The 23,626-nt window shown below is 39.3% G+C and carries 37 protein-coding genes; 2 read left to right on the plus strand and 35 right to left on the minus strand.

Annotated elements, in window-relative coordinates; genetic code table 11:
* Nucleotides 1-93: 93 nt before the first annotated feature.
* Nucleotides 94-1,776, minus strand: a complete 1,683-nt coding sequence (locus tag IGI47_RS00855; protein ID WP_311930687.1) for a DAK2 domain-containing protein — start codon at nt 1,774-1,776, stop codon at nt 94-96.
* A 52-nt stretch (nt 1,777-1,828) separates the two neighbouring features.
* Nucleotides 1,829-2,191, minus strand: a complete 363-nt coding sequence (locus tag IGI47_RS00860; RefSeq protein WP_005880723.1) for an Asp23/Gls24 family envelope stress response protein — start codon at nt 2,189-2,191, stop codon at nt 1,829-1,831.
* Between the two features lie 270 nt (nt 2,192-2,461).
* Between IGI47_RS00860 and rpmB the strand changes: the two genes are divergently transcribed.
* Together rpmB and IGI47_RS00870 are read left to right on the plus strand one after the other, a co-directional pair.
* Entirely contained in the window at nt 2,462-2,650 is a 189-nt protein-coding gene (gene rpmB / locus IGI47_RS00865; RefSeq protein WP_005880725.1) for a 50S ribosomal protein L28, read from the plus strand.
* A 382-nt stretch (nt 2,651-3,032) separates the two neighbouring features.
* Complete coding sequence (locus tag IGI47_RS00870; protein WP_438783056.1) at nt 3,033-5,696, plus strand: YfhO family protein; 2,664 nt, start codon at nt 3,033-3,035, stop codon at nt 5,694-5,696.
* A gap of 49 nt (nt 5,697-5,745) precedes the next feature.
* On the opposite strand, the gene truA is transcribed toward IGI47_RS00870, so the two are convergent.
* The 33 genes from truA to rpsJ all read right to left on the minus strand — a co-directional run bounded on the left by truA (nt 5,746) and on the right by rpsJ (nt 23,380).
* Nucleotides 5,746-6,492, minus strand: a complete 747-nt coding sequence (truA, locus tag IGI47_RS00875; RefSeq protein ID WP_016177191.1) for a tRNA pseudouridine(38-40) synthase TruA — start codon at nt 6,490-6,492, stop codon at nt 5,746-5,748.
* Nucleotides 6,493-6,513: 21 nt separating this feature from the next.
* Nucleotides 6,514-7,311, minus strand: coding sequence for an energy-coupling factor transporter transmembrane component T family protein (locus IGI47_RS00880; RefSeq protein WP_311930689.1), 798 nt, complete (start codon nt 7,309-7,311; stop codon nt 6,514-6,516).
* Nucleotides 7,301-8,170, minus strand: coding sequence for an energy-coupling factor ABC transporter ATP-binding protein (locus IGI47_RS00885; RefSeq protein ID WP_311930690.1), 870 nt, complete (start codon nt 8,168-8,170; stop codon nt 7,301-7,303). Before IGI47_RS00885 ends, IGI47_RS00880 begins: the two co-directional genes overlap by 11 nt.
* Entirely contained in the window at nt 8,146-8,985 is an 840-nt protein-coding gene (locus tag IGI47_RS00890; RefSeq protein ID WP_311930691.1) for an energy-coupling factor ABC transporter ATP-binding protein, read from the minus strand. Before IGI47_RS00890 ends, IGI47_RS00885 begins: the two co-directional genes overlap by 25 nt.
* 274 nt (nt 8,986-9,259) lie before the next feature.
* Nucleotides 9,260-9,640, minus strand: coding sequence for a 50S ribosomal protein L17 (rplQ, locus tag IGI47_RS00895; protein ID WP_005880733.1), 381 nt, complete (start codon nt 9,638-9,640; stop codon nt 9,260-9,262).
* A 27-nt stretch (nt 9,641-9,667) separates the two neighbouring features.
* Nucleotides 9,668-10,606, minus strand: a complete 939-nt coding sequence (locus tag IGI47_RS00900) for a DNA-directed RNA polymerase subunit alpha (RefSeq protein WP_438783058.1) — start codon at nt 10,604-10,606, stop codon at nt 9,668-9,670.
* A 79-nt stretch (nt 10,607-10,685) separates the two neighbouring features.
* The gene (rpsK, locus tag IGI47_RS00905) at nt 10,686-11,075 is read right to left on the minus strand and encodes a 30S ribosomal protein S11 (protein ID WP_002288714.1); all 390 of its coding nucleotides are present in this window, start codon (nt 11,073-11,075) and stop codon (nt 10,686-10,688) included.
* Nucleotides 11,076-11,102: 27 nt separating this feature from the next.
* Complete coding sequence (gene rpsM, locus IGI47_RS00910) at nt 11,103-11,468, minus strand: 30S ribosomal protein S13 (protein ID WP_002288713.1); 366 nt, start codon at nt 11,466-11,468, stop codon at nt 11,103-11,105.
* Nucleotides 11,469-11,485: 17 nt separating this feature from the next.
* Nucleotides 11,486-11,602: a 50S ribosomal protein L36 gene (rpmJ, locus tag IGI47_RS00915; RefSeq protein ID WP_002288710.1), complete on the minus strand. Its 117-nt coding sequence runs from the start codon at nt 11,600-11,602 to the stop codon at nt 11,486-11,488.
* 32 nt (nt 11,603-11,634) lie between these two features.
* Nucleotides 11,635-11,853, minus strand: a complete 219-nt coding sequence (gene infA, locus IGI47_RS00920; RefSeq protein WP_002288695.1) for a translation initiation factor IF-1 — start codon at nt 11,851-11,853, stop codon at nt 11,635-11,637.
* Between the two features lie 191 nt (nt 11,854-12,044).
* A complete protein-coding gene (locus IGI47_RS00925; RefSeq protein ID WP_311930692.1) occupies nt 12,045-12,692 on the minus strand; it encodes an adenylate kinase in 648 nt (215 codons plus the stop codon).
* A 65-nt stretch (nt 12,693-12,757) separates the two neighbouring features.
* Nucleotides 12,758-14,053, minus strand: a complete 1,296-nt coding sequence (secY, locus tag IGI47_RS00930) for a preprotein translocase subunit SecY (protein ID WP_104661218.1) — start codon at nt 14,051-14,053, stop codon at nt 12,758-12,760.
* Nucleotides 14,053-14,493, minus strand: coding sequence for a 50S ribosomal protein L15 (gene rplO, locus IGI47_RS00935; RefSeq protein ID WP_311930693.1), 441 nt, complete (start codon nt 14,491-14,493; stop codon nt 14,053-14,055). Before rplO ends, secY begins: the two co-directional genes overlap by 1 nt.
* A 57-nt stretch (nt 14,494-14,550) precedes the next feature.
* Nucleotides 14,551-14,730, minus strand: a complete 180-nt coding sequence (gene rpmD / locus IGI47_RS00940) for a 50S ribosomal protein L30 (protein WP_005880745.1) — start codon at nt 14,728-14,730, stop codon at nt 14,551-14,553.
* A 14-nt stretch (nt 14,731-14,744) separates the two neighbouring features.
* Entirely contained in the window at nt 14,745-15,245 is a 501-nt protein-coding gene (gene rpsE, locus IGI47_RS00945; protein WP_002288681.1) for a 30S ribosomal protein S5, read from the minus strand.
* A gap of 20 nt (nt 15,246-15,265) precedes the next feature.
* The gene (gene rplR / locus IGI47_RS00950; protein WP_005880747.1) at nt 15,266-15,622 is read right to left on the minus strand and encodes a 50S ribosomal protein L18; all 357 of its coding nucleotides are present in this window, start codon (nt 15,620-15,622) and stop codon (nt 15,266-15,268) included.
* A gap of 162 nt (nt 15,623-15,784) precedes the next feature.
* Nucleotides 15,785-16,321 carry a 50S ribosomal protein L6 gene (gene rplF / locus IGI47_RS00955; RefSeq protein ID WP_005880749.1) on the minus strand — a complete coding sequence of 179 codons (537 nt, stop codon included), beginning with the start codon at nt 16,319-16,321 and terminating at the stop codon, nt 15,785-15,787.
* A 31-nt stretch (nt 16,322-16,352) separates the two neighbouring features.
* A complete protein-coding gene (rpsH, locus tag IGI47_RS00960) occupies nt 16,353-16,751 on the minus strand; it encodes a 30S ribosomal protein S8 (protein ID WP_002288675.1) in 399 nt (132 codons plus the stop codon).
* 36 nt (nt 16,752-16,787) lie between these two features.
* Nucleotides 16,788-16,973: a type Z 30S ribosomal protein S14 gene (locus IGI47_RS00965; protein ID WP_002356214.1), complete on the minus strand. Its 186-nt coding sequence runs from the start codon at nt 16,971-16,973 to the stop codon at nt 16,788-16,790.
* A gap of 18 nt (nt 16,974-16,991) precedes the next feature.
* Entirely contained in the window at nt 16,992-17,531 is a 540-nt protein-coding gene (gene rplE, locus IGI47_RS00970; RefSeq protein ID WP_005880790.1) for a 50S ribosomal protein L5, read from the minus strand.
* A gap of 28 nt (nt 17,532-17,559) precedes the next feature.
* The gene (gene rplX / locus IGI47_RS00975) at nt 17,560-17,868 is read right to left on the minus strand and encodes a 50S ribosomal protein L24 (protein WP_005880792.1); all 309 of its coding nucleotides are present in this window, start codon (nt 17,866-17,868) and stop codon (nt 17,560-17,562) included.
* Nucleotides 17,869-17,904: 36 nt separating this feature from the next.
* On the minus strand, nt 17,905-18,273 hold the full coding sequence (gene rplN, locus IGI47_RS00980) for a 50S ribosomal protein L14 (RefSeq protein WP_005880793.1): 369 nt from the start codon (nt 18,271-18,273) through the stop codon (nt 17,905-17,907).
* Nucleotides 18,274-18,330: 57 nt separating this feature from the next.
* Nucleotides 18,331-18,597 carry a 30S ribosomal protein S17 gene (rpsQ, locus tag IGI47_RS00985; protein WP_005880796.1) on the minus strand — a complete coding sequence of 89 codons (267 nt, stop codon included), beginning with the start codon at nt 18,595-18,597 and terminating at the stop codon, nt 18,331-18,333.
* Nucleotides 18,598-18,621: 24 nt separating this feature from the next.
* On the minus strand, nt 18,622-18,810 hold the full coding sequence (gene rpmC, locus IGI47_RS00990) for a 50S ribosomal protein L29 (RefSeq protein WP_002288664.1): 189 nt from the start codon (nt 18,808-18,810) through the stop codon (nt 18,622-18,624).
* Nucleotides 18,800-19,234, minus strand: coding sequence for a 50S ribosomal protein L16 (gene rplP, locus IGI47_RS00995; protein WP_002288661.1), 435 nt, complete (start codon nt 19,232-19,234; stop codon nt 18,800-18,802). Before rplP ends, rpmC begins: the two co-directional genes overlap by 11 nt.
* Before the next feature lie 2 nt (nt 19,235-19,236).
* Nucleotides 19,237-19,893, minus strand: coding sequence for a 30S ribosomal protein S3 (gene rpsC, locus IGI47_RS01000; protein WP_005880799.1), 657 nt, complete (start codon nt 19,891-19,893; stop codon nt 19,237-19,239).
* Between the two features lie 13 nt (nt 19,894-19,906).
* Nucleotides 19,907-20,254 (minus strand): 50S ribosomal protein L22, encoded by a 348-nt coding sequence (gene rplV / locus IGI47_RS01005; protein ID WP_002288657.1) that lies wholly within the window; start codon nt 20,252-20,254, stop codon nt 19,907-19,909.
* A 22-nt stretch (nt 20,255-20,276) separates the two neighbouring features.
* Nucleotides 20,277-20,555: a 30S ribosomal protein S19 gene (rpsS, locus tag IGI47_RS01010; RefSeq protein ID WP_002288655.1), complete on the minus strand. Its 279-nt coding sequence runs from the start codon at nt 20,553-20,555 to the stop codon at nt 20,277-20,279.
* Nucleotides 20,556-20,597: 42 nt separating this feature from the next.
* On the minus strand, nt 20,598-21,431 hold the full coding sequence (rplB, locus tag IGI47_RS01015) for a 50S ribosomal protein L2 (RefSeq protein ID WP_104661217.1): 834 nt from the start codon (nt 21,429-21,431) through the stop codon (nt 20,598-20,600).
* A gap of 39 nt (nt 21,432-21,470) precedes the next feature.
* On the minus strand, nt 21,471-21,761 hold the full coding sequence (gene rplW / locus IGI47_RS01020) for a 50S ribosomal protein L23 (RefSeq protein WP_002290449.1): 291 nt from the start codon (nt 21,759-21,761) through the stop codon (nt 21,471-21,473).
* Nucleotides 21,761-22,384, minus strand: coding sequence for a 50S ribosomal protein L4 (gene rplD / locus IGI47_RS01025; RefSeq protein ID WP_081133714.1), 624 nt, complete (start codon nt 22,382-22,384; stop codon nt 21,761-21,763). Before rplD ends, rplW begins: the two co-directional genes overlap by 1 nt.
* A 27-nt stretch (nt 22,385-22,411) precedes the next feature.
* Complete coding sequence (gene rplC / locus IGI47_RS01030; protein WP_005880805.1) at nt 22,412-23,041, minus strand: 50S ribosomal protein L3; 630 nt, start codon at nt 23,039-23,041, stop codon at nt 22,412-22,414.
* 30 nt (nt 23,042-23,071) lie between these two features.
* Nucleotides 23,072-23,380 (minus strand): 30S ribosomal protein S10, encoded by a 309-nt coding sequence (rpsJ, locus tag IGI47_RS01035; RefSeq protein WP_005880808.1) that lies wholly within the window; start codon nt 23,378-23,380, stop codon nt 23,072-23,074.
* Nucleotides 23,381-23,626: the final 246 nt, after the last annotated feature.

Here is a 23,626-nt window from a genome sequence, read left to right on the forward strand (position 1 = left end):
CAGTCTTATTCTGTTTCAGCCATTCCTTAGAAAGAGGGCTGTACCATTTCTCTGGCACAGCCCTTACTAATTCGATCATTCTTTGCTACGTTCTTATTCTGCTGAGAATAGATATGGATAAACAGGTTGATCTCCTTGATGGATCTCGACTTCCAAATCTGGATAACGTTCGACTAACTTAGCTGTCAAAGCTTCTGCTTGCTCAACTGAGCCGCCTTCACCAGCTAAGATCGTTACGATTTCTGTGTCTTCAGTGATCATTTTTTCTAGAGTATCTAATGAAGTTTCCACGATATCTGGATTAGAGATCACGATTTTTCCATCGATCATTCCTAAAAAGTCACCTTCAGTGATTTTTACGCCATCAATCGTTGTGTCACGAATAGCATGTGTCACTTGACCGCTCACTACACTTGAAAGCATTTCTGTCATTGTTTGTTTATTTTCATCTAATGATACTTGATCATTGAATGATAGCATCGCTGTCAATCCTTGAGAGATCGTCTTTGATGGCACGACTGCTACTGGGATTTCAGCAACTTCAGCTGCTTGGTCAGCAGCCATGAAAATATTTTTGTTGTTTGGCAACACGATAACTTTATCTGCATTGACCTCTTGAATGGCTTTGACAATGTCCTCTGTACTTGGATTCATAGTTTGACCGCCACTGATCACGTAATTTGCACCTAAGCTTTTAAATAACTCTTGGATCCCTTCGCCAGCAGCGATTGCTACGATACCATAAGGTGTACGCGTCGGTTTTTGTTGTGCAAACGTATTGACATCTTCGTCATGCTCTAAAATCGTTTCATGTTGCAAACGCATATTATCCACTTTTATTTTCACTAATGAACCAAATTTTTGTCCATAGTTCAATACTTCACCTGGATTTTCTGTGTGAACATGTACTTTGATGATTTCTTCATCATTGACTACTAATAATGAATCGCCTAATCCGTCTAAGTAATTGCGGAACTCTTCATAATCAAATTGGCTATCAACGGTTGGTCCTTCGCCGATTTTCACCATGATTTCTGTACAGTAGCCATAGTGGATATCTTCTGTAGCTAATTGTCCTTGGACACTACGATGATGTTCCGCATTGACCATGTCATCCATTTCTGCTGGAGATGGTTCATAGACTTCATCTGCTTGGAATTCACCGTTCAAAGCGCTCAAAAAGCCTTCATAGACAAACAGTAATCCTTGTCCACCACTATCGACTACACCTACTTCTTTTAATACTGGCAATAAGTCAGGTGTTTTAGCTAAAGCGCGTTTTCCGCCTTTGACAACGGCAGTCATCACTTCTATTACATCATCGGTTGATTTTGCTTTCTTTTCGCCAGCTTTAGCAGCTTCTCTCGCTACTGTCAGGATCGTTCCTTCTACTGGTTTCATGACCGCTTTATAAGCTGTTTCAACACCATGTGTAAAAGCCGCCGCTAGATCGGTAGCATTTAATACTGTTACATCTGGAATTTGTTTGGAAAAACCGCGGAATAATTGAGACAAGATAACGCCTGAATTTCCTCGAGCTCCCATCAACAATCCTTTAGATAGCATCGTTGCTAGATCTCCTACTTTTTCAGAAGTAGAGTCAACTACTGCTTTTGCTCCGCTAGTCATGGATAAATTCATATTTGTACCAGTATCTCCATCAGGAACTGGAAATACATTTAACGAATTGACATATTCTGCATTTATTTGCAGACGATTCGCGCCCGCCTGAACCATTTCCTGGAATTGGCTTGCACTGATTTCTGTTAAACTCACCTAGATAATCCTCCTTCAGATCGACTGCTGAATGAATCAGCAAGCCTCCTGCCTAGTCTGGCAGCACACGAACACCTTGGACAAAGACATTAACAGAATTGGCTGTTACACCTAATAATGCCTCCAAGTTGTATTTTACTTTTTCTTGAACATTACGTGAAACTTCCGAAATTTTTGTACCATAGCTAATAATCGTATAAACGTCCACCGCGATACCGTTATCTTCTTGACGAACGACTACACCTCTAGCATAATTTTCTTTACGTAAAATCTCAGTGATATTATCTTTGATTTGATTTTTGCTGGCCATTCCTACAACACCGAACACATCTGTCGCGGCGCCACCAACAACTGTTGCAATCACATCATTGGTAATTTCAATGGTTCCAGCTGACGTTTGAATTTTTACAGCCATGAATGAGCCTCCTTAACGGGTAAAATACTCCCATTTTTCTTCTATCATATTTTATCATAGCGCAACCTGAAATAAAAGGTAGTTACCCTAAAGTACTCAAAAACCCACGAATTTTTTAGAAATAACCTTGTATAATTTACAATTATTCTTGACAAATGTCAATTCTATCAGTGAAAATGTGCTTGCAAATTACTATTCTATATGATATGTTAGTCTGGTATGAGCTGAATTATTCTATTGCTCCAAATCAAGGCAAAGGAGGAAATTTACATGGCAAAAGTTTGTTACTTTACAGGTCGCAAGACAAAAAGTGGAAACAACCGTTCACACGCTATGAACTCAACAAAACGTACTGTTAAACCTAACTTACAAAAAGTTCGCGTAATGATCGACGGAACACCTAAAAAAGTTTGGGTGTCAACTCGTGCTTTGAAATCAGGAAAAGTTGAACGCGTTTAATTGAATAAAGTTTGAACCGTTCATTGTTGAACGGTTTTTATTTACATATAACAAGTAAAAATACCTAAAGTAGACTCGTCATTGAGTTCTTGCTTTAGGTATTTTTTCATACCACTTAAAAGCATCGGGTATTTGTCTTTTTATGATTGCTCAACTGTTTATGAAACATAGGTATAATCTTCTACTGATAGTTCATTTAGCTAGTATTTCATCTAGATAAATTCAAATCTTTCGTTATGTTTCCTATAATATTTGACGATTTTGTATTATTTATTTTGTTTTTTTATTTTTTTATGAAATGTAAAGTCTTTTAAGGTGGAGAAAAAGATGAATGTGATAAACTAGAAGTATCTTCATTATCATAGAAATTGGTGGTTTGAATATGAAAACAAAATTAAAACTTTTTCTTAAAGAGAATGGTCGCTACGCATTAGCTAGCTTCCTGATTCCTTTACTGATACTCACACTTATTTATCTAAGTATCGGTATCTATCCTGGAAGCGACCGCAGCATTCTTGCGAGTGATGCCTTTTCACAATTTTCTAACTTTCATGCAAGCTTTCGGAATATGTTACTTGGAAAGCAAAGTATTTTCTATACATGGAATGCCTCTCTCGGTTTGAATTACCTTTCTTTGATCTCGTACTATCTAGGCGGGATCTTCACGCCGCTTGTGGTGTTGTTCCCTAATCAGATGATGCCTGATGCCCTTTATTTTCTTACGATCTTAAAAGTCGGCTGTGCAGGACTATCTTTTTGGTTTCTTGCAAGAACATACAAGATACCTCGTTGGGGCCATGTTGCGCTAAGTGTTAGCTATGCATCGATTTCTTTCATCACTGCACACTCAGAAATCATCATGTGGTTAGATGCCTTTATTTACCTTCCCTTGATCATTCTAGGGATTCATCGAGTAATGGATTTAAAAAAACCGATCGTCCTATTTGTCAGCTATCTCTTACTCTTTCTATCGAGTTTTTATATGGGATTCATGATCGGTGTCTTTTCCTTCCTTTACTTTGTTGTTAGACTTCTAAGTAATTGGTCGGTATATAAAAAAACGATTCTTCCTTACGGCATTACCTCTTTACTAGCTGGTGGTGCTTCAATGATCATTATTTTGCCTGCTATCCTTGATCTGCGCTCTAATGGAGAAGCACTGACTCAGATCACGACGTTCAAAACAGAGGCCACTTCCTACTTGGATCTGATCATGAAAAATATGGTGGGCGTTTATGATACAACCAAATATGGTTCGATTCCTTTTATTTACGCCGGATTGTTTCCATTAGTACTGTGCCTGTTTTATTTTATCAGCCGAAAAATCACTGTCAAAAACAAACTTTTATTTGGTAGTTTGTTTGCACTGTTGATTGCTAGTTTTTATATCGTTCCTTTAAATCTATTCTGGCATGGGATGCACGCACCGAATATGTTCTTATTCCGTTATGCATATCTGTTTTCTTTCTTAGTTATTTTACTGGCTGCCAAAGCTTGGGAAGTACTGACGAAAGAAGATCAGGGATTACTAGTCGGGATCATCATTCTTCTTGCAGCGGTCTTCACTACTGCTTGGGGACTGAAACCAGCAGGTAGTTATTCTTATGTCACAACGACTTCCTTTGTTTTGACTGTTGTTTTCTTAGGGCTCTATGCTTTGACGATCGGTTTTTTCCACCATCACAAACAGTCAGTTAAATACCTCAGTCTATTGTTATTGTTGCTCATGACTGCAGAAGCAAGTGTCAACACGAACAGTATGATCCATGGTATTTTAGATGATTGGAATTATGCATCGCGAAGTTTGTATACTGACCCTGCGCCCTCATTGAAAACATTAGTTGACAAAACAAAAAAAGAATCAGATACATTTTATCGTTTAGAAAACCTTGACCCCATCTCACCGAATGATTCGATCAATTATGGTTATAGCGGGATCAGTTTGTTTTCTTCTATCAGAAACCGAAACTCTTCTTCTTATCTGGATACATTAGGGTTTCGTTCTCACGGAACGAATTTGAACATTCGCTATGCGAATAATACTTTGTTGATGGATGGTTTTACAGGAATCAAATACAATATCGCGAAAAACGACAGCAGCTTTAGTAAATACGGCTTTATTCGAGAAGATCAAAGCGGTGATTACACGCTCTATAAAAATATCAATGCTTTACCTTTAGCCTTTACTGCTCCTTTGTCGATCAATGATGTGGACCAGCCACTGACAGACAATTTGACTAGTCAAACAAATTTGATCAACCAACTGTCTGGTTTGAACGAACAGTATTATACATTCTATACACCAACATTGAAAAGCCAGCAAAATGTCACAGTCAGCAATACATCAATAGGTGTGACTTATGGCGAAACAGCTGAAAATCAGCCAAAAGTCTTAACTTGGGAAGTGAAAGTACCAGCAAATACACAAGCTTACTTGAGCCTTTTCCCAACGAATTATGCACAATTAGAAAGTTCAACTGCTACCATTACAGTCAATGGGATGTCACGCAAGACCCAAATCAATATCTCTGGGCAATATTATGATCTTGGTTATTATCCGCAAGAAACGACAGTCACCTTTACTGCTAGTTTTTATGGCACAAAAGAAGTTAGTTTTATGGCACCAAAAGTCATCGGCTTAGATGTTGTAGCTTATCAAGCTGCAATGAACCAGATCAAGGACAACGGCGTTGAGATGGACACTACAGGACGTACAGCTACAGGAACAGTCAATACTCCTGAAGATATGATGCTTGTCACAACGATTCCTTATGATGCAGGTTGGAAAGCCAAAGTTGATGGCAAATCAGTAGAGGTAGAAAACTTTAAAGATGCCTTCTTGATGATCAAAGTTCCAGCAGGTAAGCACACTGTCACGTTTACCTATTTACCTCAGGGATTTATGATCGGTGCCATCTTATTCGTTCTCTGTCTTGCACTGTTCTTTCTCTACGTCTGGTATCTAAAGCGTAATAGTTCATTTAAACGAGTTACTGAAATCGAACAACCTGCCCCACAAAGAACCTCACATCGTAGAAGAAAATAAAAAACCTCCTTTAGTTGTCTGATCATCATCAGATACTAAAGGAGTTTTTTCATTCATATTTGACTTCGTAAAGATATAGCCCTTCTGGATGAGCCGTCGGTCCAGCAGCATTACGATCTTTTTTCGCTATGATTTCAGGAATACTATCCTCTGCCAAACGTCCATTTCCAATTTTAAGCAATGTTCCAACTAAGATACGGATCATTTTGTAAAGAAAACCATTACCGCGGAAAGTAAACAAAAGCTCATCTCCGGTTTCATTCACTTCCATTTTCGCCTCATAGATCGTTCGAACTTTGTCTTCGATAGAGCTACCAGAAGCACAAAAAGAAGTGAAATCATGTGTTCCTAATAAATCAGGAAGCGCTCGTTGGATCTTTTCTACATCTATTGGATAAGGAAAATAACTGGCATAATGGCGTCGAAATGGACTACGCGGTTTTCCTATATCCACTCGAAATTGATACGTTTTTTCTTTTACAAGATAACGAGCATGGAAATCTTCTGAAACAATTGCTACTTCTTTCACTGCAATATCTTCTGGTGACTGCGTATCTAAAGCAAAACGCATACGCTCTAACGGACGCTCTTCGGGGTAATCAAAATGGATCACTTGTCCCATTGCATGTACTCCTGCATCTGTACGACCAGATCCAAAAACAGTGATTTCTTTACCATTCGCCATCTTTGTCAATGTTTTTTCTATTTCTTCTTGTACGGTACGACCATTTGGCTGTTTTTGAAATCCATTAAAGTTCGTTCCATCATATGCAATAATTGCTTTGTAGCGTGTCATACATTCACCTTTTCTACTAAATCAGCTTCTTAAAAAAATCAACGCGATCGTCAATAATACAAATGCAAGAATGACGAACGTGTCACGGTTGTGCCAATGAAGGATACGATATTTCGTTCGTCCTTCACCACCTTGATAGCCTCTTGCTTCCATAGCTGTTGCCAAATCTTCTGCACGATTAAAACTGCTGACAAATAACGGGATCAACAAGGGAATAACAGCTTTCATTTTTTGAACTAAGCTACCTTCTCCAAAATCGACGCCACGTGCGCGTTGTGCATTCATGATCTTTTCTGTTTCATCCATCAAAGTAGGAACAAAACGTAAAGCGATCGACAACATCAAGGAGATTTCGTGTACTGGAAAACGCACAACCTTTAAAGGTCTTAACAGATATTCAATTGCATCAGACAATTCTAAAGGAGGCGTGGTCAATGTCAATAATGTCGACATAAAGATGATCAATACGAAACGGCAAAAAATGAAGAGTCCGTTCATCACACCAAATTCAGTGATGTTAAAGATCCCCCAACTCCAATAAGTGGCACCACCGCTTGTAAATAAGACTTGTAAAGCTACGGTGAATAAGATCAACCAGATCAACGGTCGAATACCACGAATGAAGAATTTGATATCGACTTTCGAAAGAAAAACAGCAAGCAACGTGAAAACTGCTAATAGTGCATAAGTCTGCCAATTATTTGCTAAAAAAATGATACCGATAAAATAGAAGCTGGCTAATAATTTTGCACGAGGATCTAATCGATGAATCAAGGAATTCCCTGGCATATACCGACCAAAAATCAATTTATTCATCATGTGCATTTCCTCCTGCTAATTCAACAATCCTATCTGCCAACTCTTCAGCAGTGATCGGCAACTCGGAAAATAGCTTCTCGCGATTGTTTAATTTTTCTGCAAACTCGGTAGCAGTAGGAACACCTAATTGCTTGTCTTTTAACCAGGTAAGATTTTGAAAAACTTGATGGGGTCGTCCACTTTCGACAATTTTCCCTTTTTCAAGTACATAGACATAGTCTGCGTAGTTCGCCACATCATCCATCAAGTGGGTGACTAGTACGATCGTAATATTCTGCTCTTTATGCAGACGCCAGAACATGTCCATCATTTCTTTTCTTCCCTGCGGATCAAGTCCTGCTGTTGGCTCATCTAAAACGAGTACCTCTGGCTTCATTGCTAAGACGCCAGCAATAGCCACTCGCCGCATTTGTCCACCAGACAATTCAAATGGCGAACGTTCTAAGTAAGTCTCATCTAAACCAACATGCCCAAGCATCTCTTTTGCTAACTGAAGCGCATCTTCGTCACTGACTCCAAAATTTTTAGGACCGAACGCAATGTCTCGAGCGACTGTTTCTTCAAATAATTGTGCTTCAGGAAATTGAAAAACGATCCCGACTTTTTTACGGATCGGTTTTAAATTTTTATTGTTCGTATCAGGTTTGATTTGTCGATCGCCAATATGTACGATTCCACTCGTAGGCTTGACCAATGCATTTAGATGTTGAAGTAGGGTCGATTTACCACTACCTGTATGGCCGACTAGAGCTGTATAGCTATTTTCTTCAATCGTCATATCAATATCAAATAGCGCTCTTTGTTCAAATGGTGTATTGGGCTGATACGTAAAATCTACTTTTTCAAAACGGATGTCCATAACCAGTCCACCATCCCTTCTTCAGTCATGTACTCTTCTGGAACGACAAAACCTCGTTGTTTTAATGCACTCTTTAATTTTTCAGGAAAAGGAAGATCCAACCCCAGATTGATCAGTTCAGGACCAGCAGAAAAAATTTCTTCTGGTGTGCCTTCATTAACTAGCTCACCTTGTTTCATGACAAAGATCCGATTTGCATTCGCTGCTTCATCGATATCATGTGTGATAGATATGACCGTCAAGTTGCTTTCTTCTTTGATCTTTTTGATCGTCGAAATAACTTCTTCTCGTCCTTCGGGGTCTAACATACTAGTCGCTTCATCTAAAATGATGATATCTGGCCGTAACGCAACAACTCCTGCAATAGCAACTCGTTGTTTTTGTCCACCAGACAATCGTGCAGGTTCTCTTTTTGAAAAGTCACTCATACGGACTTTTTCAAGTGCATCCTTTACACGAACCACCATCTCTTCTCGTGGGATACCCTGATTCTCAAGACCAAAAGCAACATCATCTTCCACTGTTGATCCGACAAACTGGTTGTCAGGGTTTTGGAAAACCATACCGACCATTCGACGTATAGACCAGATATTTTCTTCATTTAGTAACTGCTTTCCTACCTTTACCGTGCCTGATTCTGGCAAAAGCAGACCGTTGATCGTCTTTGCGAGTGTTGATTTACCTGAACCATTGTGCCCGATAATTGCGATCCATTCACCTTGATTGATCGTAAATGAAATATCTTTTAACGCAAAACGGGGGTCATCTGGTTGGTATTTGTAATTAATCTTTCCTAATTCAATAATTGGCTCCATAATTACTCCTTCTCCATCCTAAAGTTCCTACTAACACTATCAAAAAATACCTGATTTTTCAATTGTTTCCGTTTTAATTAAAGTGTTTTTTTGTGCCATCAAATACATGTCAAGACAGTTAATTAAAGGTACAAAAAAACACTTTATGATGAGTGCATACTCCTCAAATCGATTCGACTTGAGGAGTAGCGCTGAGCTAGACTCGGAAGAGTTAACTTCCAACATCATAACACTCTAAAAGAATCATCTATAAAGTGATGTTATTAGTGTGATTTTAGACAAGTTCTAAGACAACCATTGGTGCACCATCACCGCGTCTTGGTTCTGTCTTCAAGATACGAGTGTAGCCACCTTGACGTTCAGCATAACGAGGTGCAATATCGTTGAATAGTTTTTGCAAAGCTGATTCAATGACGATATCCTCATTTTCTTCACGTACGCTAGCAACTTCATTACGTACAAAAGCCGCAGCTTGACGACGTGCATGCAAGTCTCCACGTTTGCCTAAAGTGATCATTTTTTCTGTAGTTGAGCGAACTTCTTTCGCACGAGCTTCAGTAGTCACAATACGTTCGTTAATTAATAAGTCAGTTGTTAAATCACGCAACATCGCTTTACGTTGGCTAGATGTGCGTCCTAGTTTACGATAACTCACGTTGGTTTCCCTCCTTCGTAAAAGGTTTTAATCTTCTTTACGTAAACCTAAACCTAAGTCGTGTAATTTTGCTTTCACTTCTTCTAATGATTTACGTCCTAAGTTACGGACTTTGATCATTTCTGGCTCAGATTTATTCGTAAGTTCTTGTACAGTATTGATTCCTGCACGTTTTAAACAATTGTAAGAGCGAACAGATAAGTCTAATTCTTCAATTGTCATTTCCAACATTTTTTCTTTTTGTGTTTCTTCCTTTTCAACCATGATTTCAGCATTTTTCGCTTCATCAGTTAGGTTAACAAAAATATCTAAATGTTCAGTCATGATTTTTGCAGATAAACTCATTGCTTCCAATGGTTCGATTGAACCATCTGTCCAAATCTCCATCGTCAATTTATCAAAATCTTCACGGTGTCCAACACGAGTGTTTTCTACTTGGTAGTTTACACGACGAACTGGTGTGTAGATTGAATCGACTGGAAGTACGCCGATCGGCATATCTTCTTTTTTGTTTTCATCTGCTTGAACATAACCACGTCCTGGTTTCACTGTTAAGCGAGCATGGAACGTAGCACCTTCTGAGACACTACAGATGTACATATCTTTGTTAAGAATTTCTACCTCACTATCAACGATAATATCGCCAGCAGTTACTGTAGCAGGTCCGGTAATATCGATTTCAAGGTTTTTTTCTTCTTGGCCATACATTTTCAGTGCTAAACCTTTAATGTTCAAGATGATTTGAGTGACGTCTTCTCGTACACCTTTAATGGTAGAGAATTCATGCAGTACACCATCGATTTGAATATTAGTGATGGCAGCACCTGGCAAAGAAGATAATAAAATACGACGTAGGGAATTCCCTAAAGTAGTCCCATAGCCTCTTTCAAGAGGTTCAACGATGAACTTGCCATAATCTTTTTCTTCATCAATTTTTGCGATTCTTGGTTTTTCGAACTCAATCATTCTTATCTTTACCCCTTTCAAAACGAAAAGTGTCTTGTTCAATGACGTTACTAATAGAACTCAAAATGAGCGGCACTCATTAAACACGACGGCGTTTTGGAGGGCGGGCACCATTATGAGGAACTGGAGTCACGTCACGAATTGCAGTCACTTCTAAACCTGTAGCTTGTAATGAACGAATTGCTGCTTCACGTCCAGAACCAGGTCCTTTAACTGTTACTTCAACAGTCTTTAATCCGTGTTCCATTGCTGCTTTTGTAGCTGTTTCTGCTGCCATTTGAGCGGCAAAAGGAGTTGATTTTTTGCTTCCTTTGAAGCCTAATGAACCAGCTGACGACCACGCTAATGCATTTCCGTGAGTATCAGTGATCATGATGATAGTGTTGTTGAATGTAGAATGGATATGTGCAATACCTGCTTCTATATTCTTTTTCACACGGCGTTTACGATTCACTTTTTTTGCTGCCATGAAGTTTTAACCTCCTTCACTTAAGAATTATTTTTTCTTGCCAGCGATAGCGCGAGCTGGGCCTTTACGAGTACGTGCATTGTTTTTCGTGTTTTGTCCACGAACAGGCAAACCACGGCGATGACGGATGCCTCGGTATGAACCGATTTCCATCAAGCGTTTGATGTTTAAGTTCACTTCACGACGAAGATCACCTTCAACTTTTAATTTATCTACTTCCGCACGGATAGCATCTGTTTGTTCATTCGTTAATTCACGAACGCGAACATCTTCAGATACACCAGCATCAGCTAAGATTTTTTTAGCAGTAGTGTTACCAATACCATAGATATAAGTAAGTGAAACTACTACACGTTTATCACGAGGAATATCTACTCCTGCAATACGAGCCATATTTATTGCACCTCCAATTATCCTTGACGTTGTTTATGTTTTGGATTTGCTGGGCAAATCACCATAACGCGTCCTTTACGACGAATTACTTTACAATGTTCGCACATTGGTTTTACTGATGGTCTTACTTTCATGATAATACCTCCTGTAGTTTTACGGAGTACAATTATTTAAAGCGATAAGTAATACGGCCACGGTTTAAATCGTACGGAGACAATTCAACCGTCACTTTGTCACCAGGTAAGATACGGATGTAATGCATACGAATTTTACCTGAAACAGTAGCAAGAACTTGGTGTCCGTTTTCTAGTTCAACTTTAAACATTGCATTCGGCAAAGTTTCGACGACTGTACCTTCGACTTCAATCATATCTTCTTTTGCCACGCACAGTACCTCCTTGTACTTGTTTCGCATTTTCACACGATAAAGTGGCGGAAACTGCAGTTCCCACCTCAAAATTCTCAAAATGGATCATCTAGAGGATTTCTCTAGAAGTCGGACTGACATATTCTATCATAATTTATTGAACTTGACAAGAGTAACTGCTTAATGCAAGTCGGCTACGGGCAATCGTGCTATTTTTCAATGATTTTTTGTACATCAGTAAATACAGCATCGATTTCACGATCACCATCGATAGTGTGTAGCAAACCTTGTTCTTTATAATAAGCCAAGATTGGTTCACTATTTTTGATGTTGATAGCCAGACGATTTTTAACCGTCTCAGGTTTATCATCTTCTCTTTGATAGAATTCATGCCCACCACAACGATCACATGTGTCTTCAACTTTTGTAGGGTTGAAAATTTTATGGTAAGTTGCTCCACAGTTACGGCAGATGAATCGGCCAGCTAAACGCTCAACCAATACTTCTTCACCAACATGGATATCGATGACAGCATCAATTTTTTTATTTAAATCTTTCAGCATTGCGTCCAGAGCTTCTGCTTGCTCAATCGTACGTGGAAAGCCATCTAATAAGAAGCCTTTCTCCGTATCTGATTCAGCTAAACGCTCTTTCACGATTCCATTTGTTACTTCATCAGGAACTAATGCACCTTTATCAATATAAGACTTTGCTTCCAAGCCAAGAGCTGTTTCATTTTTCATCGCTGCACGAAACATGTCTCCTGTTGAGATATGCGGAATATGATAAGCATCAATGATTTTTTCTGCTTGTGTTCCTTTACCCGCGCCTGGTAGCCCCATTAAAATGAGGTTCATTGTTTACCCTCCTAATAAATGTGAGAACGTGTGTTGAGGAAAAACCTCAACACGCTTTCTTACTCTTACTCAATAAATCCAACATATTTACGTTTCAGCATTAAGCCTTCTAACTGTTTCGCAGTTTCTAAAGCAACACCGATAACGATCAGTAAGCTGGTACCACCTAACCCGATAGATTGAGGCAAATTCCAGATCATTTGAGCAATGATCGGTAATAAAGCCACCAAACCAAGGAAAATTGCACCGACTGTACTTAAACGCATCAATAAGCTTGAGACATACTCTTCAGTCCCCTTACCAGGGCGTACACTTGGTATATAACTTCCTTGTTTTTGTAAGTTTTCCGCTAATTTCTCAGGGTTCACTTGAACAAAAGCATAGAAGAACGTAAATGCAACGATCAGTATCGTATAAATCGTCGCACCTGGCGCCGTGTTATAGTTAAAGATCTCCATCATTATCTTATACCAATTTTCAGATCCAAACCGACCACTCAATGCTTGTAATACCGCATTAGGAGTAGCAATAAACGAGCTGGCGAAGATAACCGGGATAACCCCAGCCGCATTCACTTTCAACGGTAGATAACTACTTGTTGGAGCGCCTGCTACGCGTTTCGTATATTGGATCGGGATCTTGCGTTCAGCTTGTTGGAAAAATGTGACAAACGTTACGATCAATAAAATCGCAACAAGTAAGATGGCAACGAAAATTGCAGATTTCCAAATATCTGAAGGATCAATGTTTATAAAGTAATCTTCATAAATTTCTTTGACACTTTCAGGTAGTCTAGAAATGATTCCTGCAAAGATGATCATTGACACACCATTACCAATACCTTTTTCGGTGATTTGTTCTCCTAACCAAGTGACAAACATAGTACCGGCAGTCAAGATCAGACCGATCGTTACATATGTTGACACATTAGGGTTATTGACAAAACCTAATTGGGCATATTGGTTAAACCCAGCAGTGATACCGACTGATTGGATAAATGCCAATACTAATGTCAGGTATCGTGTTGCTTGATTTAACTTTTTACGACCAACTTCCCCTTGTTTTGACCATTCCACGAAACGTGGAACGATATCCATTTGTAGCAATTGGATGACGATAGACGCTGTAATGTAAGGTGAAACCCCCATTGAGAAAATAGAGAAGTTTTGCATCGCACTACCACTGACTAAGTTCAACATATTGAAAAATGGCAAAGAAGAAAGATTTTGCAATGAACTAGCATCTACGCCAGGCACAGTAATATGTGCACCTAGACGAAATACAAATAGAACAAACACTGTAAATAGGATTTTTGATCTAATATCTTTTACTTTAAAAGCATCTTTTAATAGTTTAAGCATTAGATCACCTCGATTGATCCACCAGCAGCAACGATTGCTTCTTCAGCTGCTTTAGAGAATTTTGCGGCCTTCACAGTTAATTTTTTAGTTAATTCACCGTTAGCTAATACTTTGATTCCAGCTTTTTCGTTTTTCACGATTCCAGCTTCTACTAAAGTAACTGGTGTTACTTCAGCACCGTCTTCAAAGCGATTCAAGACGTCAAGGTTAACAACTGCATAGTCTTTACGGTTCACGTTTGTGAATCCACGTTTTGGTAAACGACGGAATAATGGCGTTTGTCCTCCTTCAAATCCTAGACGTACACCACCGCCTGAACGAGCTTTTTGTCCTTTTTGACCGCGTCCAGCAGTTTTTCCGTTACCAGAAGAAGTACCACGTCCAACACGATTGCGTACTTGGCGTGAACCTTCTGCAGGTTTCAATTCATGAAGTTTCATAGGTTTGGCACCTCCTTAATATTCTAGTTCTTAATTTCTTAGATTATTTAAGTTTAATTAGACTTCTTCAACGTCCACTAAATGAGAAACAGTATTTATCATGCCTTTGATAGCATCGTTAGCAGGCTTAACCACTGAACTGTTAATCTTAGTAAGACCTAACGCTTTGACTGTATCGCGTTGGTTTTGAGGACGTCCGATAATACTGCGTTTTAAAGTAACTTTTAATTCAGCCATTATGTTTGTCCTCCTTATCCGATTAATTCTTCAACAGATTTGCCACGAAGTTCTGCAACTTCTTCAGCACGTTTCAATTGTTTCAAACCTTCAACAGTTGCACGAACAACGTTGATTGGTGTATTTGAGCCTAAAGATTTAGAAGTGATATCTGCTACCCCAGCTAATTCTAATACGGCACGAACTGGTCCACCAGCAGCAACCCCAGAACCTTCAACAGCAGGTTTCATTAGGATTCTACCACCACTAAAAGCACCGATTACTTCGTGTGGGATTGTTGAACCAACCATAGGTACTTCAACTAAGTTTTTCTTCGCGTCTTCAATTGCTTTACGGATTGCTTCAGGTACTTCTTGTGCTTTACCTGTACCAAATCCTACGTGTCCATTTTTGTCACCGACAACAACTAAAGCAGCAAAACGTAGACGACGTCCACCTTTAACAACTTTTGTTACACGGTTAATTGCAACAACGCGGTCTTCTAATTCCAAATGTTTTGGATCGATATAAACCATGAATGGTATTCCTCCTTCTTCTAAAATTCTAGTCCATTTTCGCGAGCAGCTTCAGCTAAAGCTTGCACACGGCCATGGTAAAGGTATCCACCACGGTCAAAGACTACTACTTTAATGCCTTTTTCAGTTGCGCGTTCAGCAACCAATTTACCGACAGCTTGTGCTGCTTCTGTTTTTGTTCCACCTGAAATTTCTTTATCCAAGGTAGAGGCACTTGCTAGCGTTACACCCGCTACGTCATCAATAATTTGAGCGTAGATGTTTTTGTTAGAACGAAAAACGTTCAAGCGTGGGCGCTCAGCAGTACCAGAGATATTGTTACGTACACGACGATGTCTCTTTTGACGTGTTTTGTTCTTATCTGGTTTTGTAATCACAATTGTCACCTCTTTAATTTTATTGTATTGCTTGATCAAGCAATAAACTGAAAGTCCCGAAAAATAGAAGCTGCGGCACAAGCAAAATTTCTTTTGATCGAAGAAAAACTTCTGCAAAATATTTTTTTCCTGCTGCTGGCTTCTATGCAATTTTCAAAACTATTATTTACCAGTTTTACCTTCTTTACGGCGTACATATTCGCCAACATAACGAATACCTTTACCTTTATAAGGTTCTGGAGGACGAGTTCCACGAATGTTCGCAGCTAATTCGCCAACTTCTTCTTTGTTCGCACCTTTAACAATTACTTGTGTATTTGCTGGTACTTCAACAGTTACTCCAGCTGGTGGTGTGATTTCGACTGGATGTGAGTAACCAACGTTCAATACAAGTTTTGATCCTTGTAATTGTGCACGGTACCCAACCCCGATCAATTCTAACGCTTTTTGGAATCCTTCGCTGACACCTACAACCATGTTGTTGAAGTTGGCACGAGTTGTTCCATGAATTGTTTTCATTTCTTTACTGTCGTTCGGACGAGTGAATGTCACTTCGTTTCCTTCGATATTCATTGTGATATCTGAAGAGAAAGTACGTGTTAATTCACCTTTTGGTCCTTTAACTGTAACGTTGTTTCCATCTTGAGTAACAGTTACTCCTTCAGGGATCACAACGACTTTATTTCCAATACGGCTCACTTAAAGACACCTCCTTGTAGATTCTACTTGATTACCATACGTAAGCGATAACTTCGCCGCCAATATTTTTTTCACGAGCTTCTTTATCAGTGACAACACCTTCAGAAGTCGAAATGATTGCGATACCTAAACCGTTCAATACTTTTGGTACTTCGTCAGCTTTGACATAAGCACGCAAACCTGGTTTAGAGATACGTTTTAAGTTTGTGATAACACGTTCGCCGTTTTTACCAAATTTTAGGAAAACACGGATTACGCCTTGTTTGTCATCTTCGATATATTCAACATCACGAACGAAACCTTCACGTTTCAAGATTTCAGCGATGTCACGTTTAATTTTTGATGCAGGAACTTCTAAAGACTCATGTTTAACCATGTTTGCGTTACGGATACGAGTTAGAAAATCTGCAATTGGATCTGTCATGACCATTGATCTTTTACCTCCTTCTTATGCGAATTTACTTTTTTACCAGCTAGCTTTCTTCACGCCGGGAATTTGACCTTTATAGGCAAGTTCGCGGAAGCAAATACGGCAAAGATGGAACTTACGATAAACTGAATGTGGACGTCCGCAACGTTCGCAACGAGTATAAGCTTGTGTTGAATGTTTTGCAGGACGTTTGTTTTTAGCAATCATTGATTTTTTAGCCACGTAGTTCGCCTCCTTTAATTATTTTTGGAATGGCATGCCTAATTGTGTCAACAACTCACGAGATTCTTCATCTGAGTTAGCTGTCGTTACAATAACGATGTCCATACCACGTACTTTATCTACTAAATCATAATCTACTTCTGGGAAGATCAATTGTTCTTTAATACCTAAAGTATAGTTTCCACGACCGTCAAAGGCTTTTTTACTTACACCATGGAAGTCACGTACACGTGGTAGAGAAACTGAAACCAATTTGTCTAAGAATTCGTACATTCTTTCTCCGCGCAATGTAACTTTTGCACCAATTGGCATTCCTTCACGTAAACGGAATCCAGCGATTGATTTTTTAGCTTTTGTAATCATTGGTTTTTGTCCAGTGATCAAAGTTAATTCTTCAACTGCTTTATCTAAGTTTTTAGCGTTTGATACCGCATCACCAACACCCATGTTGATGACGATTTTTTCAACTTTAGGTGTTTGCATAACAGAGCTATAGTCAAATTTTTCCATCAATGATGGAGTTACTTCTTTAAGATATTTTTCTTTTAGGCGGTTCATTCAGTAAGACCCTCCTTCCTTAAACTTATTATTTATCTAAAACTTCACCGGTTTTTTTAGAAACTCGGACTTTTTTGCCATCTACTTCTTTATAGCCAACTCGGCCAGCTACGCCAGTAGAGTCGATCACCATCACGTTAGAAACATGAATTGGAGCTTCCATCTCAACGATTCCACCTTGAGGAGCAGCTTGAGAAGGTTTTTGGTGTTTTTTAACAACATTTACACCTTCGACAATGACTTTATCTTTTTTAGGAAACGCTGATAATACAACGCCTTCTTTATTTTTGTCTTTTCCAGTGATAACTTTAACTTTATCGCCTTTTTTAACAAACATAACTGTTTCGCACCTCCTTTGATAAGTGTCTCAAAATTATAAAACTTCTGGTGCTAGTGAAACGATCTTCATGAAGTTGTTTTCACGTAGTTCACGTGCAACTGGCCCAAAGATACGTGTTCCACGAGGGCTTTTATCATCACGAATAATCACTGCAGCATTTTCATCAAATTTAATATATGAACCGTCTGTACGACGAGCTCCTGATTTTGTTCGAACGATAACGGCTTTTACGACGTCACCTTTTTTGACAACCCCACCTGGCGTTGCTTGTTTAACCGTAGCTACGATCACGTCACCGATACTAGCAGTTTTACGACCAGAACCACCAAGGACTTTGATCGTCAATATTTCACGTGCGCCTGAGTTATCAGCGACTTTTAAACGACTTTCTGCTTGGATCACGTTGTGTATCCTCCTTTCAGATTTTGCATTCAATCTATATAGGAAAATCTCGTGTTATTAGATAATAACTGCTTCTTCGACTACTTCCAACAAACGGAAACGTTTTGTAGCTGATAATGGACGAGTTTCCATAATTTTCACGATGTCGCCAACTTTTGCTGTATTGTTTTCATCATGTACTTTGTATTTCTTAGAATAGTTCATGCGTTTACCATAGATAGGGTGGTTTTTCTTTGTTTCGACAGCAACGGTAATTGTTTTATCCATTTTGTCTGAAACCACACGACCTTGATAAACTTTGCGTTGATTTCTTTCTTCAGTCATACGCTTAATGGCCTCCTTCCATAATTACTTAGCTTGTTCACGCAACACAGTTTTGATGCGTGCAATCGATTTACGTACTTCTTTAATACGTGCAGTGTTTTCTAATTGACCTGTTGCTAATTGGAATCTAAGATTAAACAATTCTTCTTTTAATTGTTTTTCTTGATCAAGCATTTCGGCAGTGGTTAATTCTCTGATTTCTTTAACCTTCATTCGATTCACCACCCATTTCCTCACGTTTTACGATCTTAGTTTTCATTGGTAATTTGTGAGAAGCTAGACGTAACGCTTCACGAGCCACTTCTTCAGGAACGCCTGCGATTTCAAACATGATTTTACCACGTTTTACTGGTGCAACCCATCCTTCAGGTGCCCCTTTACCAGAACCCATACGTACCCCAATTGCTTTGGCAGTATAAGATTTGTGAGGGAAAATTTTAATCCATACTTTCCCACCACGTTTCATGTAACGAGTCATTGCGATACGAGCAGCTTCGATTTGGCGGTTAGTGATCCAATGTGAATCAACAGCTTGCAAACCGTATTCACCGAATGCTACTTCTTTACCACCTTTAGCTTCCCCGCGCATTTTTCCGCGGAATTCACGACGGTGTTTTACACGTTTAGGTACTAACATGATTATTTCCCTCCTTTCTCAGTGTTTTTTTTAGTTGGAAGAATTTCTCCACGATAGATCCACACTTTAACTCCTAGTTTTCCGTATGTTGTATCTGCTTCTTCCCATGCGTAATCAATGTCCGCACGTAAAGTATGAAGAGGAACAGTTCCTTCTGAGTATCCTTCTGAACGAGCGATATCTGCTCCGTTTAGACGTCCAGATACTTGAGTTTTGATTCCTTTAGCGCCAGAACGCATTGAACGTTGGATGGCTTGTTTTTGAGCGCGACGGAAAGCAACACGGTTTTCTAATTGACGTGCGATTCCTTCACCTACTAATTTTGCATCTAAATCTGGTTTTTTGATTTCCACGATGTTGATATGGATTCTTTTACCAGTTAGTTTGTTTAATTCTTTTCTTAGGTTTTCGACTTCAGATCCGCCTTTACCAATAACCATACCTGGTTTTGCTGTGTGAATTGAAATGTTAACACGACCTGTAGCACGTTCGATTTCAATTGTTGATACAGCAGCATCAGCAAGTTTAGTTGAAATAAATTTACGGATTCTTAGATCTTCGTGTAAGAACTCTGCATACTCTTTTTCAGCATACCATTTTGCATCCCAGTCGCGGATGATGCCTACACGCATTCCAATTGGATGTACTTTTTGACCCACTGATTATCCCTCCTTATTTTTCTGATACGACTACCGTGATATGACTTGTACGTTTGTTGATTGGAGAAGCTGATCCTTTTGCACGTGGACGGAAACGTTTCATTGTTGGTCCTTCGTTAACAAATGCTTCAGATACTACCAAGTTTTCAACATCTAAGTCAAAATTATTTTCTGCATTCGCAACTGCTGACATCAATACTTTTTCAATGATTCCAGCAGATTTGTTTGGTGTGAATTTCAAGATTGAAATTGCATCCGCAACACTTTTACCTCTGATAAGGTCAATTACTAAACGGGCTTTTCGAGGTGAAGTGCGAACTGTTTTTGCAGTTGCTTTAGCTGATGTGATTTGTTCTGCCATTTGGTTTTATCCTCCCCTCAAATTAGCGTTTAGTTTTCTTATCGTCTGCGGCATGGCCACGATAAGTTCTTGTTGGTGCAAATTCACCTAATTTGTGTCCTACCATATCTTCTTGGATGTAAACTGGTACGTGTTTACGTCCATCGTATACTGCGATGGTATATCCAACAAAACTTGGGAATACTGTCGAACGACGAGACCAAGTTTTGATAACTTTTTTCTTTTCAACCCCTGCTTGAGCTTCAACTTTTTTCATTAAATGCTCATCAACGAAAGGTCCTTTCTTTAAACTACGACCCATGGTGAACCTCCTCTCAAAATGTGCGACACATGGTCAAAGTAATTATTTAGTTTTACGACGACGAACGATAAGTTTGTCTGATTGTGCTTTTTTGTTACGAGTTTTGTAACCAAGAGCTGGTTGTCCCCAAGGAGAAACTGGTGCTTTACGTCCGATAGGAGCTTTACCTTCACCACCACCGTGTGGGTGATCATTAGGGTTCATTACGCTACCACGTACAGTTGGGCGTTTGCGCATCCAACGAGAGCGTCCTGCTTTACCGATATTGATAAGTTCATGTTGTTCGTTACCTACTGAACCGATTGTAGCGCGGCAAGCAGCTAAGATCATACGAACTTCACCAGAGTTCAAGCGGATCAATACGTATTTGCCTTCTTTACCAAGTACTTGAGCACTTGTACCAGCAGAACGGATCAATTGTCCACCTTTACCAGGTTTCATTTCAATATTGTGGATAACAGTACCAACTGGAATATTTTCTAAAGGAAGAGTATTTCCGATTTTGATATCTGCATCTGGACCTGAAACAAGTTTCATTCCAACTTGTAGTCCTTTTGGTGCTAAGATGTAAGCTTTCACTCCATCTTCATAGTGTACTAACGCGATGTTAGCTGAACGGTTTGGATCATATTCGATCGTTTGAACAGTTGCAACAACGTTATCTTTGTTACGTTTGAAGTCGATCACGCGATATTGGCGTTTATGTCCGCCACCTTGGTGACGTACAGTGATGCGGCCGTTGTTATTACGTCCAGCATGGTTTTTCAATGGTTGTAACAATGATTTTTCAGGTGTTGATGTTGTGATTTCAGCAAAATCAGAACCTGTCATGTTACGACGACCATTTGAGGTAGGTTTGTACTTTTTAATCGCCACGTTTTTCCCTCCTAATTTAATGAGTTATCTAGTAAGTGCTTATTCAGCAGCTTCGAATAATTGGATTTCTTTTGAATCTTCGGTTAATGTAACGATCGCTTTGCGACGTTTTTTTGTATAACCTGCATATTTGCCCATACGTTTGAATTTCGCACGTACGTTCACGATGTTCACGTTTTTGACTTTAACGTCAAAAGCAGCTTCAACCGCTTGTTTTACTAAAGTTTTGTTTGCACGAGTGTCCACTTCAAAAGTATATTTCTTGTCATCCATGGCAAGCATTGATTTTTCAGTGATCACTGGGCGTTTGATTACGTCTAGTAAGTTCATTATGCAAGCACCTCCTCAATTTGAGTAAGAGCAGTTTGTGTTGCTAACACTTTTGTACTTGAAACAACATCTAGAACACTAACGTTATCAGAAGTTACTACAGAAACGTTTGGTAAGTTACGTGCTGATAAAGCAGCAAAGTCGTTACCTGTTTCAAGAACAACCAATACTTTAGAGTCAATAGATAAGTTAGCAAGAACTTGTTTGAATTCTTTTGTTTTTGGTGCGTCGAAGCTTAAACCTTCGATTGCTACCAAGTTATTTTCAGCAACTTTTTCTGATAAAACAGATTTCATTGCTAAACGACGAACTTTTTTAGGAAGTTTGTAGCTGTAAGAACGTGGTGTTGGTCCGAAGACTACTCCACCTCCACGCCATTGTGGTGAGCGGATTGATCCTTGACGAGCACGACCAGTTCCTTTTTGACGCCATGGTTTGCGTCCACCGCCTCGAACAGCGCTACGGTTTTTAACCGCATGCGTTCCTTGTCTTAATGACGCACGTTGCATAACGATTGCATCGTAAACAACACTTTCATTTGGTTCAATTCCGAAGATTTCTTCGTTAAGTGTGATTTCACCGTTTTGGCTTCCATCTTGTTTGAATAATGCTACATTCGGCATTCCTTAGTTCCTCCTTTCTTCCTACTATTATTTAGCTTTCACAGCTGATTTGATAGTGATTAATGATTTTTTAGCTCCAGGAACGTTTCCTTTGATCAAGATTACGTTTCTTTCTGCATCAACGCGAACAACTTCCAAGTTTTGGATTGTTACGCGGTTGCCACCCATACGGCCAGCAAGACGTTTGTTTTTGAATACACGGTTAGGTGCAACTGGACCCATTGACCCAGGACGACGATGGTAACGAGAACCGTGAGCCATTGGTCCGCGGCTTTGGCCGTGACGTTTGATAACCCCTTGGAATCCTTTACCTTTCGTAGTACCTGTTACATCAATAATGTCTCCTGCTTGGAAAACATCTACTGTAATTTCTTTTCCTACTTCATATTCTCCTAGCTCAACATTTTTGAATTCACGAATGAAGCGCTTAGGAGTCGTGTTTGCTTTTGCAACATGACCTTTCGCAGGTTTGTTTGATAAAACTTCACGCATATCTTGGTAACCAACTTGAATAGCTTCGTAGCCATCAGTTTCCATTGTTTTAACTTGTAGTACTACGTTTGGAGTAGCTTCTACAACAGTTACTGGAATTAGTTCGCCAGATTCAGTGAAGATTTGTGTCATTCCCACTTTTTTCCCTAAGATTCCTTTGGTCATGAGTACACCTCCATTAATTTTATTTTAGTTTTATAGTTTGATTTCGATGTTAACACCAGATGGTAAGTCTAGCTTCATCAAAGCATCAACAGTTTTTGGTGTTGGGTTCACAATGTCGATAAGACGTTTGTGTGTACGCATTTCGAATTGTTCGCGTGAATCTTTGTATTTATGAGTCGCACGAATAACTGTGTAAAGACTGCGTTCAGTTGGTAATGGAATTGGACCAGACACGCTAGCTCCAGTTCTTTTTGCAGTTTCCACGATTTTATCCGCAGATTGATCTAAAATACGGTGTTCATACGCTTTTAAACGGATACGAATTTTTTGTTTTGCCATCTTGTTCCCTCCTTCGTCTATTTTGAAAAGTAGACATAGCTCCACGAAAATTTCCGTCACGCTCGTTCGTGGCAAAGCGTCCGGGCGTGTCGCAACCTCTCGTTTCTTAGCCGACGAAATCACATTGATTACGTCCGTGTCGTTTACGTTTGGTAAACGCACCTTTGTAATTATAATATATCTAAATCCACAAAGCAAGGCTTTTTTCCTGTAAATACTAATTTGTTTTCATAAGTTTTCATTTAG

This window comes from Enterococcus sp. AZ191 (assembly GCF_051713845.1).
GTDB lineage: Bacteria > Bacillota > Bacilli > Lactobacillales > Enterococcaceae > Enterococcus_B > Enterococcus_B durans.

Bases quoted from the DNA above. Each gene is read 5' to 3' on its own strand.
- rpmC (WP_002288664.1), bottom strand. From the start codon at position 18,810: ATGAAGGTTAAAGAAATCAGAGAATTAACCACTGCCGAAATGCTTGAT.
- rpmJ (WP_002288710.1), bottom strand. From the start codon at position 11,602: ATGAAAGTAAGACCATCAGTAAAACCAATGTGCGAACATTGTAAAGTA.
- rpsS (WP_002288655.1), bottom strand. From the start codon at position 20,555: ATGGGTCGTAGTTTAAAGAAAGGACCTTTCGTTGATGAGCATTTAATG.
- IGI47_RS00870 (WP_438783056.1), top strand. From the start codon at position 3,033: ATGAAAACAAAATTAAAACTTTTTCTTAAAGAGAATGGTCGCTACGCA.
- rpmB (WP_005880725.1), top strand. From the start codon at position 2,462: ATGGCAAAAGTTTGTTACTTTACAGGTCGCAAGACAAAAAGTGGAAAC.
- rpsM (WP_002288713.1), bottom strand. From the start codon at position 11,468: ATGGCTCGTATTGCAGGAGTAGATATTCCTCGTGATAAACGTGTAGTA.
- secY (WP_104661218.1), bottom strand. From the start codon at position 14,053: ATGCTTAAACTATTAAAAGATGCTTTTAAAGTAAAAGATATTAGATCA.
- rplV (WP_002288657.1), bottom strand. From the start codon at position 20,254: ATGGCAGAACAAATCACATCAGCTAAAGCAACTGCAAAAACAGTTCGC.
- rplD (WP_081133714.1), bottom strand. From the start codon at position 22,384: ATGCCGAATGTAGCATTATTCAAACAAGATGGAAGCCAAAACGGTGAA.
- rplX (WP_005880792.1), bottom strand. From the start codon at position 17,868: ATGTTTGTTAAAAAAGGCGATAAAGTTAAAGTTATCACTGGAAAAGAC.
- IGI47_RS00925 (WP_311930692.1), bottom strand. From the start codon at position 12,692: ATGAACCTCATTTTAATGGGGCTACCAGGCGCGGGTAAAGGAACACAA.
- IGI47_RS00860 (WP_005880723.1), bottom strand. From the start codon at position 2,191: ATGGCTGTAAAAATTCAAACGTCAGCTGGAACCATTGAAATTACCAAT.
- rplE (WP_005880790.1), bottom strand. From the start codon at position 17,531: ATGAACCGCCTAAAAGAAAAATATCTTAAAGAAGTAACTCCATCATTG.
- rpsE (WP_002288681.1), bottom strand. From the start codon at position 15,245: ATGGTTTATATCGATCCAAAACATTTGGAATTAGAAGACCGCGTTGTT.
- rplP (WP_002288661.1), bottom strand. From the start codon at position 19,234: ATGTTAGTACCTAAACGTGTAAAACACCGTCGTGAATTCCGCGGAAAA.
- truA (WP_016177191.1), bottom strand. From the start codon at position 6,492: ATGACACGCTACAAAGCAATTATTGCATATGATGGAACGAACTTTAAT.
- rplW (WP_002290449.1), bottom strand. From the start codon at position 21,761: ATGAACTTACTAGACGTAATCAAACGCCCAGTGATCACTGAAAAATCA.
- IGI47_RS00885 (WP_311930690.1), bottom strand. From the start codon at position 8,170: ATGGACATCCGTTTTGAAAAAGTAGATTTTACGTATCAGCCCAATACA.
- rpsQ (WP_005880796.1), bottom strand. From the start codon at position 18,597: ATGACTGAAGAAAGAAATCAACGCAAAGTTTATCAAGGTCGTGTGGTT.
- rpsK (WP_002288714.1), bottom strand. From the start codon at position 11,075: ATGGCAGCAAAAAAAGTGAATCGTAAACGCCGTGTGAAAAAGAATATA.
- rplC (WP_005880805.1), bottom strand. From the start codon at position 23,041: ATGACCAAAGGAATCTTAGGGAAAAAAGTGGGAATGACACAAATCTTC.
- IGI47_RS00890 (WP_311930691.1), bottom strand. From the start codon at position 8,985: ATGGAGCCAATTATTGAATTAGGAAAGATTAATTACAAATACCAACCA.
- rpsH (WP_002288675.1), bottom strand. From the start codon at position 16,751: ATGGTCATGACAGATCCAATTGCAGATTTTCTAACTCGTATCCGTAAC.
- rpsJ (WP_005880808.1), bottom strand. From the start codon at position 23,380: ATGGCAAAACAAAAAATTCGTATCCGTTTAAAAGCGTATGAACACCGT.
- rpmD (WP_005880745.1), bottom strand. From the start codon at position 14,730: ATGGCTGAATTAAAAGTTACTTTAAAACGCAGTATTATCGGACGTCCT.
- IGI47_RS00880 (WP_311930689.1), bottom strand. From the start codon at position 7,311: ATGATGAATAAATTGATTTTTGGTCGGTATATGCCAGGGAATTCCTTG.
- rplO (WP_311930693.1), bottom strand. From the start codon at position 14,493: ATGAAACTTCATGAATTGAAACCTGCAGAAGGTTCACGCCAAGTACGC.
- IGI47_RS00900 (WP_438783058.1), bottom strand. From the start codon at position 10,606: ATGATTGAGTTCGAAAAACCAAGAATCGCAAAAATTGATGAAGAAAAA.